The 18,336-nt window shown below is 69.0% G+C and carries 17 protein-coding genes and 1 pseudogene; 15 read left to right on the top strand and 3 right to left on the bottom strand.

The features are described 5' to 3' along the window. Positions 1 to 20: 20 nt before the first annotated feature. Positions 21 to 2,627, bottom strand: a complete 2,607-nt coding sequence (lanKC, locus tag AB0M62_RS23925; protein ID WP_366076321.1) for a class III lanthionine synthetase LanKC — start codon at positions 2,625 to 2,627, stop codon at positions 21 to 23. Positions 2,628 to 2,809: 182 nt separating this feature from the next. On the opposite strand from lanKC, the gene AB0M62_RS23920 reads away from it, so the two are divergent. The 8 genes and pseudogenes from AB0M62_RS23920 to AB0M62_RS23885 all read left to right on the top strand — a co-directional run bounded on the left by AB0M62_RS23920 (position 2,810) and on the right by AB0M62_RS23885 (position 8,186). Further along, positions 2,810 to 3,016 (top strand): DUF5133 domain-containing protein, encoded by a 207-nt coding sequence (locus AB0M62_RS23920; protein ID WP_366076320.1) that lies wholly within the window; start codon positions 2,810 to 2,812, stop codon positions 3,014 to 3,016. A gap of 15 nt (positions 3,017 to 3,031) precedes the next feature. Then, positions 3,032 to 3,190: a hypothetical protein gene (locus tag AB0M62_RS23915; protein ID WP_366076319.1), complete on the top strand. Its 159-nt coding sequence runs from the start codon at positions 3,032 to 3,034 to the stop codon at positions 3,188 to 3,190. Between the two features lie 754 nt (positions 3,191 to 3,944). Continuing rightward, positions 3,945 to 4,400: a pyridoxamine 5'-phosphate oxidase family protein gene (locus AB0M62_RS23910; RefSeq protein WP_366076318.1), complete on the top strand. Its 456-nt coding sequence runs from the start codon at positions 3,945 to 3,947 to the stop codon at positions 4,398 to 4,400. A gap of 365 nt (positions 4,401 to 4,765) precedes the next feature. Then, positions 4,766 to 5,125 carry a hypothetical protein gene (locus AB0M62_RS23905; RefSeq protein WP_366076317.1) on the top strand — a complete coding sequence of 120 codons (360 nt, stop codon included), beginning with the start codon at positions 4,766 to 4,768 and terminating at the stop codon, positions 5,123 to 5,125. Then, positions 5,037 to 5,348: pseudogene (locus AB0M62_RS23900) on the top strand (S24 family peptidase); the annotation flags it as partial. The gene AB0M62_RS23905 and the pseudogene AB0M62_RS23900, both read left to right, overlap by 89 nt. Before the next feature lie 104 nt (positions 5,349 to 5,452). Next, a complete protein-coding gene (locus tag AB0M62_RS23895; protein ID WP_366076380.1) occupies positions 5,453 to 5,617 on the top strand; it encodes a S26 family signal peptidase in 165 nt (54 codons plus the stop codon). Between the two features lie 118 nt (positions 5,618 to 5,735). After that, the gene (locus tag AB0M62_RS23890; protein ID WP_366076379.1) at positions 5,736 to 6,557 is read left to right on the top strand and encodes a rhamnogalacturonan acetylesterase; all 822 of its coding nucleotides are present in this window, start codon (positions 5,736 to 5,738) and stop codon (positions 6,555 to 6,557) included. A 261-nt stretch (positions 6,558 to 6,818) separates the two neighbouring features. Then, positions 6,819 to 8,186: a sugar transferase gene (locus AB0M62_RS23885; RefSeq protein ID WP_366076316.1), complete on the top strand. Its 1,368-nt coding sequence runs from the start codon at positions 6,819 to 6,821 to the stop codon at positions 8,184 to 8,186. 3 nt (positions 8,187 to 8,189) lie between these two features. Here the strand turns inward: AB0M62_RS23885 and AB0M62_RS23880 are convergent, their stop codons facing one another. After that, complete coding sequence (locus tag AB0M62_RS23880; protein ID WP_366076315.1) at positions 8,190 to 9,161, bottom strand: GDP-L-fucose synthase; 972 nt, start codon at positions 9,159 to 9,161, stop codon at positions 8,190 to 8,192. Positions 9,162 to 9,265: 104 nt separating this feature from the next. Here AB0M62_RS23880 and AB0M62_RS23875 point away from each other — a divergent pair, with 104 nt between their 5' ends. From AB0M62_RS23875 to AB0M62_RS23855, 5 genes are all read left to right on the top strand, one after another. Then, complete coding sequence (locus tag AB0M62_RS23875) at positions 9,266 to 9,790, top strand: putative colanic acid biosynthesis acetyltransferase (RefSeq protein ID WP_366076314.1); 525 nt, start codon at positions 9,266 to 9,268, stop codon at positions 9,788 to 9,790. After that, the gene (locus AB0M62_RS23870) at positions 9,787 to 10,929 is read left to right on the top strand and encodes a glycosyltransferase (protein WP_366076313.1); all 1,143 of its coding nucleotides are present in this window, start codon (positions 9,787 to 9,789) and stop codon (positions 10,927 to 10,929) included. Before AB0M62_RS23875 ends, AB0M62_RS23870 begins: the two co-directional genes overlap by 4 nt. After that, positions 10,926 to 12,155: a nucleotide sugar dehydrogenase gene (locus tag AB0M62_RS23865; RefSeq protein ID WP_366076312.1), complete on the top strand. Its 1,230-nt coding sequence runs from the start codon at positions 10,926 to 10,928 to the stop codon at positions 12,153 to 12,155. Before AB0M62_RS23870 ends, AB0M62_RS23865 begins: the two co-directional genes overlap by 4 nt. A gap of 22 nt (positions 12,156 to 12,177) precedes the next feature. Then, positions 12,178 to 13,200: an NAD(P)-dependent oxidoreductase gene (locus AB0M62_RS23860; RefSeq protein ID WP_366076311.1), complete on the top strand. Its 1,023-nt coding sequence runs from the start codon at positions 12,178 to 12,180 to the stop codon at positions 13,198 to 13,200. A gap of 149 nt (positions 13,201 to 13,349) precedes the next feature. Then, a complete protein-coding gene (locus AB0M62_RS23855) occupies positions 13,350 to 13,784 on the top strand; it encodes a VOC family protein (RefSeq protein WP_366076310.1) in 435 nt (144 codons plus the stop codon). A 112-nt stretch (positions 13,785 to 13,896) separates the two neighbouring features. Here AB0M62_RS23855 and AB0M62_RS23850 read toward each other — a convergent pair whose 3' ends face one another. Then, positions 13,897 to 15,135, bottom strand: a complete 1,239-nt coding sequence (locus AB0M62_RS23850; protein ID WP_366076309.1) for a glycosyltransferase — start codon at positions 15,133 to 15,135, stop codon at positions 13,897 to 13,899. A gap of 171 nt (positions 15,136 to 15,306) precedes the next feature. On the opposite strand from AB0M62_RS23850, the gene AB0M62_RS23845 reads away from it, so the two are divergent. Beyond that, the gene (locus AB0M62_RS23845; protein WP_366076308.1) at positions 15,307 to 16,743 is read left to right on the top strand and encodes a hypothetical protein; all 1,437 of its coding nucleotides are present in this window, start codon (positions 15,307 to 15,309) and stop codon (positions 16,741 to 16,743) included. Next, positions 16,740 to 18,317, top strand: coding sequence for a hypothetical protein (locus AB0M62_RS23840; protein ID WP_366076307.1), 1,578 nt, complete (start codon positions 16,740 to 16,742; stop codon positions 18,315 to 18,317). Before AB0M62_RS23845 ends, AB0M62_RS23840 begins: the two co-directional genes overlap by 4 nt. The last annotated feature ends 19 nt before the right edge of the window (positions 18,318 to 18,336 follow it).

Here is an 18,336-nt window from a genome sequence, read left to right as displayed (position 1 = left end):
CCCCGACCGGGGGGCCGGCTTCAGGGCCGCCGGGGCGGCGGAAGGAAGGGCAGGTGCACGGGGCGGTCGTGCAGTGCGCTGCCCAGCGCGAGGAGGCAGCCGGCGGTGCCGGTGCTGAGGTCCATGGACAGGCGCATCATCTGCTCGCCGGCGAAGGCCAGATGCCCCTGGTAGGGCACCGCGCCCCACGCCAGCGAGTCGATCTGGCGCCGCAGGTCGGCCGCCCGGGTGCCGGGGCCTCCGGCTGTCGTACGGCTCAGGTGCAGCACCATGCCCGCCGCTCCGCGGAACAGGCCGGGCTGGGCGTAGAACCGTGCCTGGGCCGCCTGTACGATCTCGCCCCTGGCCTGCTCGAACTCCTCGTCGGGTCGGTGTGCGAGGTAGTCGTCGAGCACCATGCCGATACCCACGCTGCCGGCGCCCAGGTAGGGCATGGTCCGCCAGCCCTCGTCGACCTGGAGCGCGCCTCCCGCTCCCCGTACGCAGCGGGCGAGGTCCCGGCGGAGCGCGTCGGCGGCGAGGTCCAGCAACGCGGAGTCTCCGGTCGTCTCGTACAGGCGCAGGTGGAGCAGCGCCGTGCCGGCGGCTCCGTGGAGGAGTCCGGCCCGCGGTGTCCTGCTGTTGCCGGGGTCATCGAGGGAACCGGCACTGTCGGCCACCAGCCGGACGCACCGCATGGCTCCCTCCCGCAGGGCACTCTCGCCCGTGGACGTGGCCAGGGCATCCAGGGCCAGGCCGATGCCGGCCAGCCCGCTGTGCAGGTCGGGCGCGATGTGCTCCCAGCTCTGTGCGGTGACGGTGTCGATGAGGTCGAGTGACCTTTCGCGGTGCCCCACCCGGTCCAGCATCCAGGCGATACCAGCCAGGCCGTCGTAGAACCCGAGGGGGCTTCCGGACGGAGGCGCCTTCGTGGCCCGCAGAAGCCATTCCTCCGCTTGCGGCGCCGGTCCGGCGCCGGTCTCGGTCAGCGCGTACAGGACGCCGGCGGCTCCGTAGGCGAAGCAAGCCCCGCCGGTGGGTGTGGCGAACTGCGCCGTGTCTCCGGGGAAGAAACGATCCTCCCGCTCCCCGGTGGCGGAGGCCAGGATGCCCCGGACCATGGAGTCGCGGCTCCTCGGCCAGTCGGCGAGCCGCACAGGCAGGTACGGCTCGCCGCCGCCACCCGCCCGGGCCCCCGGTATGTCCGGAGCACGATGGCCGCGCAGGATCTCGTCGACCGCTTCCCGTAGGAAGGCGCGCGGTACGGGGAACTGTTCGGCGGCGATCCCGGCAAGATGAGCGGCCTTCGACCGGTCGATGGCCAGCAGACTGGTGAGCGGCAGGAACAGGGCCAGACGCAGGCAGGCCAGGGCGTACCGGTCGACATCGAAGCCCCGCCGGTCGGCCGGTGCGACGAACCCCGGGTTGGCGATGACCTGGCGGCGGTTCACGTCGTCGACCGCGGCTGCCTCGAAGTCCAGCAGAACCACCGAGCGTTCGTCCTCGGACAGCATGATGTTGAAGAGATGCAGGTCGTTGAAGGCCACGCCCCGCGCGTGGATCGACGCGACGGCATCCTCCACCAGGCCGTGGATCCGCAGCGCCCACTCGGTGTACTCGGCAAGGCGCTCCGGGCCGGGGTCCGCTTCGATCAGCGGGTGCCGGTGAGCGAAGTAACTGCTCAGCGGGCGGCCCTCGACCAACTCCATCACCAGGAAGTGATGGTCGCCCCAGGTGAACCAGTCGAGCACCTCGGGAGTGCAGGCGAGCCCCGACAGCCGTCGCAGCGCGTCCCTCTCGCGCTCCAGCCGGGACACCGCGTCGGCCCCGTCAGCGGCCAGGCCGGCGTACGGGCGTGCCTCTTTCAGGACAACCTGCACATCGGTGCGCAGATCCCGGCCGACATATACGCCGCCGCCGTTGGAGAAATGCAGTGCGCGCTCGATCCGGTACGGGAGTTCGTCGAGCCGCGTGGCGGAACGCGCGGCCAGATGCGGTTCGAGGAACGCGGGAGGCGAGACCCACTCCGGGACGTGGAAGGCCGGTGTCCTGCGGTCGGGGACCAGTAGTCCATCGGCGTCCTCGACCGCGGGGCACAGCTCGCCCCGGTCGTCGTAGCAGTGCCGCTCCGTGAAACTGCCGTAGCGCACGTACACCGGACCGGCGTTCCACCGCAGGTCGCTGAGGATGTACGGGCCCGGCTCGCCGCCGAGCAGGGCGTCCAGGTCCTCGGCGACGGTGCGGCACTGGTGGTCGTCCACGGGGTAGACGGTGATGAACTTCCCGCTGGCGGCCCGGTCGGCGTACTTGGCGTTGCGGGTGTGCAGCAGATACCGGCTCGGCATGAACTTGAAGGCGATCGCTCTCGGGACGCAGTAGTCCCAGACCTGGGCGAGCACCTTCTCCGCGTTGTCCAGGGTGGCCGACAGGTGGATCTTCCAGCCCTGGCTGGGCAGTTCACTGTCGAGGGGCCGCAACGCCAGCCAGTCGCCGGACTGATGGCGCTGCCAGTTCTCGGGCAGTTCCCGCAGCGCGGCCGTGTAGGGGGCCGTGCCGGTGCCGTTGCCGGCGCCGTCCTGCCGGGAACGGTGCGGGGCATCATAGAAATGCCGGTCCGCGTCGCAGAAGACGGCGTACCCCTTGTTCATCCCACTCCTTCGGCCGGTGACACCAAGACGCTGACACGCCGTCGGACCGCGTAACAGTCACGAACGTCATGAGTGACCCGTGAAGAAATGCATGTCTTGCGTGACGGCGCCCCCAGAATGCTTTTCGCCGGTCCGGGTAGGCGCGGTCTGCCCACCCTGGTTCGACGACGGAGGTATCGCCCGTGCTGATGGCTCACCCCTTGGTCCTGCGGAATCTTGTCGACCGGTACAAGGCGCTGCGGAAGCTGCACGCGGAACAGCGCACGGCGGAATCGCGCAGGGAGCTGGAGGACGTCACGTATACCCTGTGTGTCTCCACCGGCACCCGGACGGCCGAGGCCGCGCTGGCCGCTGCCGAGGCGCAGCTGGATGTACAACTCACCGCCTGACCCAGGAGAGACAACGTGTCATCGAACCCACCGATATACGACCAGCTGCTCCGGGAGCACGGCGACGTCGTCAAGGAGGCTCGCGAGGCTGCCCACTACACGCATCAGCAAGCACGGAGCGCCCTGGACTGGAGCGCGCTGCGGCCGCCGCCCCGTCGCCAGGAGACGTACTGAGCAGGATCTGGCCGCCCTTGCCCACGCACCGCTCCATCACTGCCTCGGTGCCCTCGGACGTATTCGACTCCCTGGTGCCCACGCAGCCCTGTCAGTCGACGCGGAGCACGGCCGCTTCCGTCGGCCCCGGACGGCTCGATGTGGAAGCGGCTGCCGTCCTGGCAGGCGTCCATCGGTTCCAGCAGTCCCGCACCCGGTTCGTCGGTCAGCGTCTTCAAGCAGCGCTTGCCGTAGTCCGGGTGGTGGTGGTGCCACTGGATGCGGTACATATCCCCGCCCACCGGCTCCAGCATGGTGTTCTGCGGTGCCACGCTGCCGCACGGCCGCTGTACGGCCACGAGCGGGGTGTACCGCCGGTCCTCGACCCGTCCGTCGGTCAGGCACAACCGGGGTTGGGTGATCGCGTCCCGTGCCGCCAGCCGCTCCGAGACCCGGTCCCTTCCGGCCGTCGGCGAGCGCCTCGAGCAGCTCGGCCGACTGCGGCCCCGCGCCGGCCAGGCGCCACCCCTCACGCCCCCGCCGCGTACTACCAGAAGTCCCGCATCAGCGCCGGGAAGCTCGGGCCCGCCATGTGTGTGCTCGGAAGTAGGACTCCCGCCGCGGCGCTGAATCATCGGGCAGATGCCCTCGGATCCGCCCGATCAGCGGACCGTCGCTCAACGTCTGCTTCACCCGGGGGCGCTCGCCTTGGTCTCGGCGGGCCCGTACGGCACCCTGAGCGAGGCAGCCTCCGCCGTCCGACGGGAGCAGACACGTGACACTCGACGCACCGCGCACCTTCGATCAACGCCGCAAGGACACGCTCGCGCGGTTCGAGAACGATGTCGACGTCTGGGTCTCGACGGCGGACGGGACGGGCGTGCCGTGTCTCGTACCGCTGTCGTTCCTCTGGGACGGCAGGACGTTTCTCCTCTCCACCGCCCGTGCCAGCCCCACCGCCCGTAACCTGCACACCCACGGGCGGGTGCGGCTGGCCTTCGGGGCGACGCGGGACGTCGTCCTCGTGGAAGGCACCTCCACGACGGCGGAGGTCGCGGATCTCGGCCCTGGGGAAGGGGCGGCCTTCGCCGTCAAGACTGGCTTCGACCCGCGCGACATCCGGCCGGCCTACCCGTACTTCCGCATCACGCCCGTCCGGATCCAGGCCTGGCGCGAGGTCAATGAGATCGCCGGGCGCGATCTCATGAAGGACGGCCGCTGGCTCGGGTGAGGCGTCGACAGCCGTGCTGAACACCTGTGTCGGACAGGTGTCGCGTGCGCGACGACGAGGGCGGCCACGCCTGGCCCGTCAAGGCATCGCGTGGCCGCTGCGGCCCGGCCGCCTGCGGGGCGCCGTACGCGTGCGGGACGACCTCGGTCCGACCGCGCGCATGTCGCCGCTGGTGCGTGAGGCGTACCGCTGCTACACGGCGGGCGCTGCCAGGGCGGCCACAGTCCTCACCTGGACTGCTGTATGTGCGGATCTGATCGACAAGGCCGGGGTGCTGCAGGACCGCGGTGAGAGCCAGGCCCGTGACCTGGTCCAGGACGTCGACGCGGCTCAAGGCAGGCTCGACGCCGACTCGGCGTGCACCAATGCAGCAGGTGGAGAACAGCCTGCTGGAGATGGCGGTCGACCTGGAGCTGATCGACGTCACGCAGAGGCTGCAGCTGGAGCGGCTGAAGGATGACCGCAACGCGGTGGCCGAGCACGAGACGCACGTGTCACCGCGGCGGCACCGCGAGGGACGGACCAGCCCGCTCGTCTCCCACCGTCTGGGGGCGGTGCGCGAGGCGGACGCCATCGTCGTACTCGACGAGGGGAAGGTCGTGGAACAGGGCGACCACGCCACGCTGATGGCCGCCGATGGCGTGTACGCGAGGCTCTTCACCCTGCAGGCGTGCGGGTACCGCACCGACGGGGAGCAGGACCCCGTCCTTGCGGGAGGAGGGTGATGACGGGCGGGCCCGTCGGGCTCCTGTACGCCGTGCTGGGCGCAAGCTCGTCGCCGTGACCGTGCGCGGGGCGAGCATGGAGCCCTCGTACCACGACGCCGACCGGGTGCTCGTGCGCCGAGACGGGGCGCCCGTACCGGGTCAGGTGGTCGTGGCGGAGCGGCCCGCCGCCGGCGCCGCATGGAACCTGCCGCCGGTGCCGCGGCGGGCGAGCGCCGCCGAGGTGGCCGGCCGCCAGTGGCTCATCAAGCGGGTGGCGGCGGCGCCGGGCGACCCGGTGCCCCGCGACCGCGTCCCTGCTCTGGGCGCCGTTCTCGAGGAGAGCGCGTGCCCCGCGGCAGCCTGGTCCTGCTGGGCGACCACCACGCCGTCAGCTTCGACTCACGCCGAGTGGGCTACTTTCCGGCGGATCGAGTGCTGGGCACGGTGCTCCGGCGGCTCCCGCCCGGAACAGGCGGCGGCGGGAGGTCCGGAGGCTGTCCGTACGGCTGATGGACCAACAAGAGTTGGCATGCCTCGCGAGCGTGGCCGAGGCTCCAGTCAAGGACAGTCATCCCGGCACGTTGCCCGCACCCCGGGAGTGCCCGCACTAAGACAAGGGGTTACAACCATGCCGCGCCTCCGTGTGGTGCTCGCCGTTTTGCTGTCCGCCGGGTCGGTCCTCCCCCTCGCCGGACCCGCCGCGGCAGGGAACGCAGCGGACGACTCTGCCAAGCGTCCGACCACTGTGTTTCTCGCCGGGGACTCGACCGTCGCGAACTATCCGGCGTCGGTCCGTCCCATGGCGGGATGGGGCCAGATGATCGGCCAGTTCTTCACCGCGGAGGTGAAGTTCGAGAACCGGGCGCGCGGCGGACGCAGCGCGAAGTCCTTTGTGCTCGAAAGCCATCTCGACCGGATCCTCACCAAAGTCCGCCGGGGCGACTACCTGTTCATTCAGTTCGGCCACAACGACAAGCCGCTGACCGACTCCAAGTGCTCATCGAAGCCCTTGTACTGCAACCGGCACACCGAGCCCTACACGAGCTACAAGAAGTACCTGGCGAAGTACGTGGACGGAGCCCGCGCACACGGCGCCACTCCCGTCCTGGTCACCCCGATGGGTACGCGCCGTTTCAACGGGGAGGGGCGCTTCGTCAACGAGTTCTCCGACTACGCCAAGGCGATGCGGCAGCTGGGCAAGGAGCGCAAAGCGCAGGTCATCGACCTGAACGCCAGGAGTATCGCGTTCTACAACCGCATCGGAGCGAAGGCGAGCAAGGGCGTCTTCCTGCACGTCGCCCCGCGCAAGTACCCGGCGTATCCGTCGGGCAAGTCGGACAACGTGCATTTCCAGAAGTACGGCGCGACCCGGCTGGCCCGCATGGTCGCCGAAGAGGTTCGGGCCAGTGACCTGCCGATCCGGCAGTACGTCACCCTCCCGGGCAGCTAGCGCCGGTACCGGCCCACATGGTGCGGCAGCACATGTGGGCCCCGTATAAATCTGCATTTCTTGATATAAGAATCCAATTGAGGCGTGCGGCGGTCGGCAACGAGGGCGTTGCAGTCGCGCCCACTCGCCTCCGTCGGGGTAGCAGGGAGAGCCATGCGGCGGTTCAGAGTCGCGGCAGAACGACAGGCGTCCCCTGTCACGCCGCAGAGAAATGCGTCAACAAGGCGCAGAGAAACGAAGGCCGGCTGGTATCTGCCCGCTGTGCTCTTCTTCGATTCCGTGGGAGTGGCGCTGCCAGTGGCGACCGCGCTCTCCGCTGCCGGTCAGCCCCACCCCTTCCAGCATGCGGCGATCGCCACCCTCATCTGGCTGCTCACAGGTGTGGTCGGCAAGCGCTACGCGTCCTGGAATCTGGGCGGAGGGCGCGCCGGCCCGGTGTTCCGGGACTGGCTGGCGATGCTCGGCATTCTGGCGGTCCTACGGACCGTGAGCGGTCTCGACAGCGCACCGGCCGCGGCCTGCGCCGCGCTCGTTCCCTCCCTCGTCGTCACTGTCGTCTGCCGGAAGCTGATCCACCGGGACCTGATGGCCACCCGCCGGGACGCCCAGGCCCTGCGCCATGTGCTCGTCATCGGTGAGGCCGCCGCGGTGGACGAGGTCGTCGAACAGCTGGCCCAGCGCACCGACCACGAGTACGTCGTGGTGGGAGCCTGCGCGGTGGGTGAAGGCGACGTGCGTTCCGGCGTACCGGTCTACGTCCGGCTCGCGGCGGAGCGCCCCGTGGTGCTCGAGGAGGACGCCTCGGCCGTGATCGAGGCGGCGGACTCACTCGGCGTCGACCTGGTCTTCGTGAGTCCCGGCGGGCACATGTCGGGCGAACGGCTGCGCCGGCTCTCCTGGGCTCTGCACGACCACGGATGCCCGCTGGCTGTTCTGCCGGGCATCTTCGACGTGGCACGGCACAGGCTTCGGCTCGCCTCGGCGGCCGGGCTCACCATGCTGCACGTCGCACCCCCCGCCCGCCGAGGCCTGCCGACGGTACTCAAGTCCGTCATCGACCGGCTGGGTGCGTTGCTCCTGATCGTCTGTATGGCTCCGGTTCTGACTCTGCTCGCGGTCGCCGTACGCGTGGGATCGCCCGGACCGGTCTTCTACCGTCAGATCCGGGTCGGCAAGCGCAACACCCACTTCCCCATGTGGAAGTTCCGCACCATGGTGGTGGACGCGGACCGGCTGAAGAGCGACCTGGAGTCGGTCAACGAGAACGACGGCCACATGTTCAAGATGCGCAACGATCCGCGCGTCACGTCCGTGGGCCGTTTCCTGCGCCGCTACTCGCTGGACGAGCTGCCCCAGTTGCTCAATGTTCTCCTCGGCGACATGTCACTCGTCGGTCCGCGCCCGCCCCTTCCGGAGGAAGTGGCGCACTACGACGCCGTGGAGATGCGCCGGCTCAGCGTCAAGCCCGGTCTCACCGGACTGTGGCAGGTGAGCGGACGGTCGGACCTCACCTGGCACGAGACCGTCTCGCTCGACCTGCGCTACGTGGACAACTGGTCCCTGTCCTGGGACATGGACGTCATGACCCGCACGGTCCGCGCGGTGCTCAGCGGACGCGGGGCGTACTGAGGCTCAGACGCTGACCGCCGCCTGGTCGTCGGTCAGCGTCTCCCGACTGCTCAGCCACGAGTCATAGGTGGCGGCAATGCCGTCCCGAAGAGCGATCTTCGGCTTCCAGCCCAGACCGGCCAGCCGGGAGATGTCCAGCAGTTTGCGGGGTGTGCCGTCCGGCTTCGTGGTGTCGAAGGCGATCCGGCCGTCGAAACCGACGACGTCCCGCACTGTCTCCGCGAGTTCACGGATCGTCAGGTCCTCGCCGCAGCCGACGTTGACCGGCTCGTCCCCGTCGTAACCGCGCAGCAGCACCAGGCACGCGGCGGCGAGGTCGTCGACGTGCAGGAACTCCCGGCGCGGCGTGCCGCTTCCCCACAGCACGACCTCGTCGCGCGCATCTTGCGCGGCCTCGTGGAAGCGGCGGATGAGCGCCGGGAGGACGTGCGAGCTCTCCAGGTCGAAGTTGTCGCCGGGTCCGTAGAGATTGGTCGGCATGGCGCAGATGTACGAGGCGCCGTACTGGCGCCGGTAGGACCGCACCTGGGTGATACCGGCGATCTTCGCGAGGGCGTACGGCTCGTTGGTCGGCTCCAGCGGTCCCGTCAGCAGCGCGTCCTCCCGGATCGGCTGCGGTGCGAGCTTGGGGTAGATGCAGGACGAGCCGAGGAACAGCAGCCGGGGTACCCCTGCGGCATGCGCTCCGGCGATCACGCTCAGCTGGATGCGCAGGTTGTGCTCGAGGAACTGCACCGGGTAGGTGCTGTTGGCCATGATGCCGCCCACTTTGGCGGCGGCCAGCACGACGGCGTCGGGACGGGCGTCGCGCAGATACGCCTCGGTCGCGGCGGCGTCGCGGAGGTCGAGTTCGGACCGGGGCCGGGTGAGGACCTGATACCCGTCGGCAGAAAGCCGGCGGGCGACGGCCGAGCCGACGAGCCCGCGGTGACCTGCGACGAAGACGCGGGCGTGGGTGGGGAGTAGATCTTCCATGGGCCGAGTGTGCCAGCAGCACACCCGCAAACGGTGCATTTCATGTCGGTACGCATAAAACCTAGTAAAAGCGGATATTCCTTCGCCCTCAGGAAGGGGTACCGATGCTGGAGCGTTCGCTGCGCGGCTTCACCGGAGCCGGGTATGACAAGGGCCGCCCGCTGGTCGTTCAGGCTGCCTGGTTCGTCGTGCTCAGGCTTGTCTTCGTCAAGTGGTGGTTCCCGGCTCGCTGGCGGCCCGCCCTGCTGCGCGCGTTCGGCGCGCGGATCGGGAAGCGAGTGTTCATCCGCCATGGGGTGCGGGTCCACTGGCCGTGGAAGTTGGTGGTGGGCGACGACGTATGGATCGGTGAGGACGCCTGGCTCCTCAACCTCGAGACCATCACGATCGGCAGCGACTCGTGCGTCTCCCAGGGCGCGCTTCTGTGCACCGGAAGCCACCGGCGGCTCTCGCCCACGTTCGAGTTCGACAACGGCCCCATCACGCTGGAGCCCGGCGCGTGGGTGGCGGCGAAGGCGGTAGTGCTGCGCGGAGTCACCGTGGGGCGTGGCTCGGTGGTGGGGGCCGCTTCGGTCGCCCATCGCGATGTCAGCCCCGGCGCGGTCGTCACGACGGGAGCCATGGCATGAGAGTCGTGCACGTGGTCACGCTCGTCAGCGACGACGGGGCCTACGGCGGGCCGACGAGCGTGGCCCTCGGTCACCTCGACGAACTCGCCGCCCGCGGACACTCGGTGGCGCTCCTGTCCTTGTGGCGTGGCAAGTCCCAAGCACCGAAGAGGATCGGTTCGGTCCTGCTGCGATCCAGGCCGGCCCGCACCATCGTCCCCGGCCAGGGCTTTCTCGGACTGATGCACCCGATGCTGGTACGCGACATGTGGCGGGCCATGAAGGGCGCTGATGTGGTGCATGTCCACGCGGGGCGCGACCTGGTCTCGCTCACGGCGCTCACGCTCGCCGTAATGCGGCGCAAGAGGTTCTTCGTCCAGACGCACGGCATGGTGGAGCCCCGGCAGACCGTGGCCGCCAGGCTCTTCGACCGGGCCTACGTTCCCCTCCTGCGCAGGGCGCGAGGCTGCCTGGTGCTCACCGAGGCCGAGGGGCAGGCGCTGACCGGGGCCATTGGCCCGGACGGCCCACCGCTGCTGCTGCTGCCGAACGGCGTTCGCCCTCCGGCCGGCCGTGACGAGCGCGGCCCCGACAGCCGCGAGGTGCTGTTCCTCGCCCGCCTGCACCCGCGGAAACGCCCCGAGGCGTTCGTCGAGATGGCCGCGCTGGTCCACAAAGAGGTGACCGACGCACGATTCACCCTGTACGGGTCGGACGAGGGATCGCTGCCGGGGGTCCGCGAACTGATCGCCGCCCGTGGGCTGGACACGGTCGTTTCCTACGGCGGCGCACTGGAGTACACCGATGCCGTGCGCGCCTACCGGCAGGCCTCCGTGTACGTACTGCCGAGCGTCAACGAGCCATTCCCCATGACTGTCCTCGAAGCGCTTGCCGCCGGAACTCCCGTGGTCTGCACCGACAGCAGCGGCATCGCGGGTGAGCTGGCCCGCCGCAAAGCGGCGATCGTCACCGACGGCAGCCCGCAAGAAATGGCCGACGCGGTCCGCGACCTGCTCGGCGACGAAGAACTGCGGCGTTCGCTTGCCGAAGCCGGACGCCGTGCCGTCGACGAAGTCTTCTCCATTCGTGCGGTGGGAGACCGACTCGAAGACATCTACAACTGCCGTCAACAAAGCAACGGAGATGACGCTGACCTATGAGCCTGGAATCCTTTACCGGCAAGGAGAGTCCGTCTCTCTCCACAGCCGACGTGGTCATCATCGGAGGCTGCGGGCGCGTGGGCCTTCCCCTCGGGATCGCGCTCGCTTCCCGGGGAATGCTCTCGGTGACCCTCTACGACATCGACGCCACGGCGGTCGACAAGGTCAACAACGGCACCATGCCTTTCGCCGAGGAGGGCGCGGCGAAACCGCTGCGCGAGGCGGTGGACGAGGGCCGTCTGCGGGCCACGACCGACGCGGCGAGCGTCGCCACCGCGGAGAACCTGGTCGTCGTGGTCGGCACGCCGGTCGACGAGCACCTCAACCCCGATCTTGGCGCGGTGCCAAGGGCGTTGGAGCGCTGCGCCGACCACCTCTCCGACGGGCAGCTCATCATGCTCCGGAGCACTGTCCACCCCGGAGTCACCGCACTGACCGAGCGGCTGCTCGAGCGGCTCGGCAAGAACGTCGACGTGGCGTTCTGCCCGGAGCGCATCGCCGAGGGCAAGGCCATGACCGAGCTCTTCGAACTCCCTCAGCTGGTGGCCGCCCGCTCCGACCGGGCCGGCGACCGCGCGGAGAAATTCTTCCGCACCCTCACGGACCGCATCATCAGGATGGAGCCGGAGGAGGCGGAGCTGGCCAAGCTGTTCGCCAACACCTGGCGGTACATCAAGTTCGCCACCGCCAACCAGTTCTGGATGATGGCCAATGACTCCGGACTCGACTTCGAACGGATCCGCAAGGCCATCACCTTCGAATATCCACGGGCGGCGGACATGCCCGGGCCGGGATTCGCCGCAGGCCCCTGTCTGCTCAAGGACACGCTCCAGCTCGCCGCCTTCACCGGGAACAACTTCGTCCTGGGACACACGGCCATGCTCATCAACGAAGGGCTGCCGCTCTACCTCGTGTCGCGGATGGAGCGCCGATTCACTCTTGCCGAAACGCGGGTCGGCGTCCTCGGAATGGGATTCAAGGCAGGCAGCGACGACGTACGCGAAAGTCTGTCCTTCAAACTGCGCAGAATCCTCAATGCAAAGGCACGGGAAACGCTCTGCACGGACCCGTACGTCAGCGATCCGCGCTTCACGGAGCTGAGCGAGGTCCTGCGCAGGGCCGACGTGCTCGTCATCGCCACCCCCCACGCCGAGTACCGGAACCTGGAAACGGACAAGCCGGTCGTGGACCTCTGGGGAATCACCGGCCGCGGCGTCAAGGCCTGACTCAACACTAGAAAGGGATCTCGTGAAGGTTCTCGTCACCGGCTCGTCCGGCCTGATCGGCAGCTATCTGGTCAGGGAACTGCTCGCCCGCGGTCACAGCGTGGTCGGCGTCGACAACTTCTCCAAGTACGGCCCCGCCGGGCGCCGTAGCCTGGAGCACCCGCAGTACCAACTGGTCCAGGGAGACGCGCGCGACGCCGATCTGCTCACGGATCTGCTGGTCGACTGCGATCACTTCGTGGCCTGCGCCGCGATGATCGGTGGCATCTCCTACTTCCACACCTTCGCCTACGACCTCCTCGCCACCAACGAGCGGATCACCGCCGCGGCCTGCGACGCGGCGATCCGGGTCTACGGCAACGGGCCGCTGCAGAAGGTGACTTACCTGAGTTCCTCGATGGTGTACGAGAACACCACAACCTGGCCGTCCAAGGAGGGTGACGAACGCCACGTACCGCCGCCGTCGTCCTCCTACGGCTTCCAGAAGCTGGCGGTCGAGTACTTCGCCCGGGCGGCCTGGGACCAGTACAAGCTCCCCTACACCATCGTGCGGCCCTTCAACTGTGTGGATGTGGGCGAGGAGCGCACGGTCGGCCAGGGGGAGGAGCGCTCCGGCGACATCAAGGTCAGCATGTCGCATGTGGTCCCCGACCTGGTGCAGAAGGTGCTCAAGGGACAGGACCCGCTGCACATCCTCGGCAGCGGCGCTCAGGTACGGCACTTCACGTACGGCGGGGATCTGGCTCGCGGGATCTGTGAAGCGGTGTTCCACCCCGACGCCCTGAACGAAAGCTTCAACCTGGCGAACGCCGAGTCGACCACGGTTCTGGGCCTCGCCGAACGGATCTGGCACAAGATCAAGGGTGACGACGTGCCGTTCCGCTACACGACCGACACGCCTTTCGAGCACGACGTGCAGCGTCGCACCCCCGACGTGTCCAAGGCCAGGGACGTTCTCGGATTCGAGGCGACGACCGCCCTGGACGAGATCCTGGACAAGGTCATCCCGTGGGTACGGCAGGCCATCGCGGACGGCCGGCTGTGACCGCACCCCCGGTGCCACGGCACTGACTCCGCACAACGCCCGACGGAAGAGGTACCCGTCGGGCGTTGTGCCGTCCGCCACCGGCTCCTCGCGAGCGGCCTGCACGTGGTTCGGCCGTGACTGTCAGAGGCACGCAGTAGGGTCCTGCCATGGCAGCCGGCATCGATCTGACCCTTGACTGCACGGACGCGCAGCTACTCGCCACGTTCTGGAAGACGGCGCTGGGGTATGTAGACGAGCCGCCGCCCGCTCCGTTCGAGACCCGCGCGCAGTGGCTTGCCCAGTTCGACGTGCCGGAGGACGACTCCGTGGACGACGGGGCGTGGCTCTGCGACCCGGAAGGTCTCGGCCCCCGGCTCTGCATCCTCCGGGTTCCCGAGCCGAAGACGGCGAAAAACCGGCTGCACATCGATGTCCGGGTGCCGGGGTACGGCAACCCCGGTGAGCGGTGGGCGCGGATCAGGGCGGAGTACGAGCGGCTGGTGAAGGCGGGCGGGACCGTCCTGGCGGAGTTCGACGGGCACCATGTGGTGATGGCGGACCCGGAGGGCAATGAGTTCTGCGTCGCGGCGGCCTCGGCCTGAGGGCCGACGCGCGGCACCGACCACGAGGTTCCACCACCGCCTGCCGACCGGCCTTGGCAAGAGGAAGCCTCAGCCGGCCCGCAGGACGTCAGCTGAGCCGCCGGCCCAGAATCTAGGCCTTGAGCGCTTCGGAGAGCAGCGCGGTGATCCGTCCGAGTCCGGCCTCGCGGCTCAGTCGCTCCTCCACATAGAGCGGACCGCGGGCCCCGAGTGCGGCTGAACGGTCCGGATCCCCGCTCAACTCCCGTACGGCGTCGTACAGCGCCGCGGCGTCCTCCGGTGCGACCACGATCCCCGCGCCCGAGCGGCGCACCTCCTGGGCAGTACCGCCTTCCTGGGCCACCGACGCCACCACGGGCCGTCCGGCGGCGAAGTAGGAGGTCAGCTTCGAGGGCAGGCTCATGTCCATGACGGAGGCCCGCTGAGTCACCACCAGCACGTCGGCCGCGGCCAGCACGTCGGGGAAGTCCTTCTCGTCCGCCGGCGGCAACAGGTCCAGATTCGGCAGACCTACAGCGAGGCGCGCCAGTTCGGTACGCCGGCTGCCGTCCCCCATCAGCACCACACGGACGCGTGGGCTCCCGCCGGCCGCGAGCCGAGCGGTTTCGATGAGCACCTCGAGTCCCTGCTTGAGACCCATGTTGCCCGAGTGCAGCACGACGACCTCGTCCGGCCACCAGCCGAGCCGTTCCCGTACGGCGTGGCGGTTGGCGGTCGGAGAGGCCACATGGGTCCAGTTGGGCACCGTTCTGATGCGCGGCGCGGGGATCCCCATGGCTTTGACGCGGTCCACGAACGTTTCGTGCACCACGCCGACCAGTGAGGCCGACCCCAGGACTGCCGCCTCGACCCGGGAGGCCAGTGAGGCGACCCGGCTGCCGCCGCTGATGCCGCTCTGCGCCGCGGCGGCACCCATCAGATCCTGTACGACGACCACGTGCGGAACCCCGTGCCGGCGGGCCAGGCGGCCGCCGATGATGCCTCCGGCCAGACTCGGCATCTGGCTGAGCACGATGTCCGGGCGTCCGGGCGGCGGTGCGACCGATCCGTGCACCAGGAAGCTGACCTCGTAGAGGGCCCTGCGCAGCGCGGTTTGACGCGGGGGCACGTAGTGGCGGCGGCGATGGACCTGGACGCCCTGCCGGATCTCGGTCACCCGTCGGCGTCCCCGGTAGTCGTCGTCCAGCCGCCAGGCCGGGTAGTGCGGCATTCCCGCGAGTACATGTACCTCGGCACCACACGCGGCCAAATGCTCCGCGGTCTGGGTCGAGTACGGTCCGATCCCCGCGTGCTCAGGGGCGTAGTTGGTCGACACCACTAGTACACGTCGACCCACGAGCGAACTATTCATTTCTGAAGATTACATTGCATAGGTGAGGTATCGGACTAATGCCGTTTTAGGTCGGTATGTCGGCTCACGCGGCGGTGTCGAAATGAGATATAGATAGCGCCTCATGATGATTAATCCTGTCAAGTCCAGGTGAGCGAGGGACGCGTGGAGCAGGGCGGTCAAGTCCGTAGTGTGGCTGCGGTTTGCGGTTGGGCGGTCCTGCTGATCGCGTTGCTGCCAGGACTGCTTCTGCAGGCGCTCGACGTGCGCCTGAGTGCCGCACTCGCTCTGCAGTGTGTCGTCGTGGCCCACGCCGGCGGTGCGCTCGCCCGCGTGCTCACCGCCACGAAAGTGCGGCTGGTCGCCTTCGGTTTCTGGCTCTTCGCCTACGTCTGGCTCGGGCTTGCTCCGCTCACCATGCTGGCCACCGACGAGTACCCCCTCGATTACCGGGCGGGGGCGAGCACCGCGTTCACCGCCACCGTTCTGATCGAAGTCGGATTCCTGGCCTACAGCGCGGGGGCCTTCATCGCGGCCAGGCACGTCAAGGACCAGTCCGTGGTGGTGGAGGCGGTACTGTCCCGCAGACTGGCTCCGGTTCGCGTGCTCCTTCTGTGCGGTCTGGTGTTCGTGATCGCCGCCGTGCTGATTCCCCAGCAGGGTGGGCCGGGCATCTTCTTCACCAGTCGGCAGGCGGTCAGAGAGGCACGCGGCGTCAGCGACTCGACCCATAGCGTGGCCCAGGTCATGGTGGCCTGGTCGCTCGCCGTGCCCGCGTTCTGGGCGCTGGTGGCCCTGGTGCACCTGCCCCGTATGAACGTCGGGGACCGGGTGCTGCGCGCTGTCCGCTGGATGCTGCTGCCGCTCCTGCTCGCCCTCAACGTCGTCGTCAACAACCCGATCAGCAAACCCCGCTTCTGGGCCGGCACCGTCTTGCTGACGCTGCTGTTCGCATCGAGCTTCCTGCGCCGCCCGCGCGCCTTCCGCGTCACCGCGGCCGCGGTCCTGGCCACGCTGCTCCTGGTCTTCCCGTACAGCGACTACTTCCGCTACGAGGAACGCGAAGCGGTCAACGTGGTTTCGATCGCGGAGCAGTTCACCACGAACAGTGACTACGACGCCTTCCAGCAGATGCAGACCGGTATCGACTACACGAAAGAGTCCGGATTCTCGCCGTCGACGGCCCTGGGTCCCGTCCTCTTCATGGTGCCGCGCTCGGTCTGGCCCGACAAACCGCCGGACAGCGGGGTCCACATCGCCCAGTTCGCGGGCTACGACTTCCACAACCTTTCCGCACCGCTGTGGATCGAAAGCTACCTCTGGGCCGGCTTCCCGGCAGTGATCCTTGTCTTCTGCCTGCTCGGCGCGGCCGGACGCCGGATGGACGACATCCGCAGCCGGCTCGGACACGCCACCCTGGCCGCCCTGCTGGTCCCGGCCTTCGCCATGTACCAGCTGGTCCTCCTGCGGGGCAGCCTCATGGGCATCGTGGGACCGCTGTTCCTGCTCCTGACCATCCCGTTCTTCATCACCACCCGCGGCGCCCGGGCTCGCCGGTTCTCGTCAGCGGCGGTGCCGGCCGGCACCGCCGGCCACGCAACAATCTCCGGAACAGGAGGGCATCCGTGACCGGCCCCACCAGCTTCGACGACCGGTACAACGAGCCGGACCAATTGCGCGACCAGGTGCGCCGACTGCTGAGGTACCGCGCCATCATCGCGCTCGGTGCCGCACTGGGGCTGCTCTGCGGAGTGCTCCTCGCACTGCTGCGTGTCGATCAGTACATCTCCACCGGCGAGGTGGTCGTACGGTCGACAGCGGACCCGTTCAGCAACATCAGCGTGTCCATCGACCACCAGCTGAGTATGCCCACCGAGCGGCAGGTCGCCCTCAGCGCGACGGTCGCCGACCGCGCCGCGAAGACGCTGGGTGAACCGGCGGCCCGCACCGACGCGTTGCAGAGCAGCCTCAGGGTTGTCAACCCGCCGGACACGCAGGTACTGCGCTTCCAGTACACGGCCGGCAGCCCGAAGCGGGCCGCTCGCGCGGCCAACGCGTTTGTCGAGGCTTACCTTGCCGACCGCAAGGACCGGACCGACGCCAAGGTAGAGCGGATGACGAGGGCCCTGGACGAGCAGATCCTCACGCTCAGGAAACAGAGTGCGACGACCAAGGGACCGACGCGCTCAGGAGTCGAGACACAGATCGCCTCACTGCAAAAGCGCCTCTCGGACCTCGAGACCCGCGACACCAGCGGCGGTGACGTCGTGCGCGGGGCCGAGCCGCCCGCCCACCCGGCCGGACCGGGACAGGTCGTCATCGTCGGGCTCGGCCTGCTCGGCGGACTCACGATCGGCATCATGCTCGCCTGGCTGCGCGCCGTTTTGGAACCGCGGGTGCGCTCCGTGGCCGACATGCAAAGCAGCCTGCGTGCTCCGGTCATCGGCATCCTGCCCGGTGCGACCGAGGACGACGAACTGCTGACGGTCGGCCGCAACCACAACCGCCTGACCGAGGCGTACCGCACGCTCGCCTTCCGGCTCACCCACGACGAGCGGTCGGCCGGCCGCCACAGCCTGCTCGTCCTGGCCCCGCGAGAGCACCCGAACACCGAAGCCGTCGCTGTGAATCTCTGCGCCGCGATCGCGGAGATCGGCCACGACGTGGTGCTCGTGGACGCCACGGGCTCGGCGCCCGCACTGGCGTCCCGGCTGCCCATCCTGCCCGACAGCGCCGACTCCGTCGTCGACGCCGGCAGGGCCGGTCGCTTCTCGATCGTCTCCGGCAACAGCGAGTTGGACACCTCCGGTTCGCCGGCCCCGCGCGGGGCGACCCACATCCTGCCCTCCAACTTCCCCGCCGCCTCAGTGGTGGTACTGGCCCGGGCCATGCTTGAACAGGCCGACGGCCTGGCTCTGGCCCAGCGGGTGGACGGAGTTCTCGTGGTGGGCGGTCTGAACAGCACCCGGCGCGACGACCTCAGGCGGGTGCACGAGCTGATCGTCTGTGCGGGTGGCCGAATCGCCGGCGCGGTACTGGACACCGGTGTCCGGGGCGGGCGGCTCAGTACCGCCCTGGACGGCGCCCGGCACCGCAGGAAGAAGTACCGCGGACGGATCCCGATGTTCCGCCCCGACCCGGAGCACCACGCTGAGTCCCCGCTCACGGAGAAGGACGAAACGCTGACGGCCTCCCAGGGATGACCGCATCGGGAATGGCCGT

It is taken from the genome of Streptomyces sp. NPDC051219 (assembly GCF_040682335.1).
GTDB lineage: Bacteria > Actinomycetota > Actinomycetes > Streptomycetales > Streptomycetaceae > Streptomyces.
This window is presented reverse-complemented; position numbering and strand designations above follow the sequence as displayed.

Coding starts and splice junctions, on each gene's coding strand:
- lanKC (WP_366076321.1), bottom strand. CDS start 2,627: ATGAACAAGGGGTACGCCGTCTTCTGCGACGCGGACCGGCATTTCTAT.
- AB0M62_RS23905 (WP_366076317.1), top strand. CDS start 4,766: ATGCAGCAGGTGGAGAACAGCCTGCTGGAGATGGCGGTCGACCTGGAG.
- AB0M62_RS23890 (WP_366076379.1), top strand. CDS start 5,736: ATGCCGCGCCTCCGTGTGGTGCTCGCCGTTTTGCTGTCCGCCGGGTCG.
- AB0M62_RS23880 (WP_366076315.1), bottom strand. CDS start 9,161: ATGGAAGATCTACTCCCCACCCACGCCCGCGTCTTCGTCGCAGGTCAC.
- AB0M62_RS23875 (WP_366076314.1), top strand. CDS start 9,266: ATGCTGGAGCGTTCGCTGCGCGGCTTCACCGGAGCCGGGTATGACAAG.
- AB0M62_RS23870 (WP_366076313.1), top strand. CDS start 9,787: ATGAGAGTCGTGCACGTGGTCACGCTCGTCAGCGACGACGGGGCCTAC.
- AB0M62_RS23865 (WP_366076312.1), top strand. CDS start 10,926: ATGAGCCTGGAATCCTTTACCGGCAAGGAGAGTCCGTCTCTCTCCACA.
- AB0M62_RS23855 (WP_366076310.1), top strand. CDS start 13,350: ATGGCAGCCGGCATCGATCTGACCCTTGACTGCACGGACGCGCAGCTA.
- AB0M62_RS23850 (WP_366076309.1), bottom strand. CDS start 15,135: ATGAATAGTTCGCTCGTGGGTCGACGTGTACTAGTGGTGTCGACCAAC.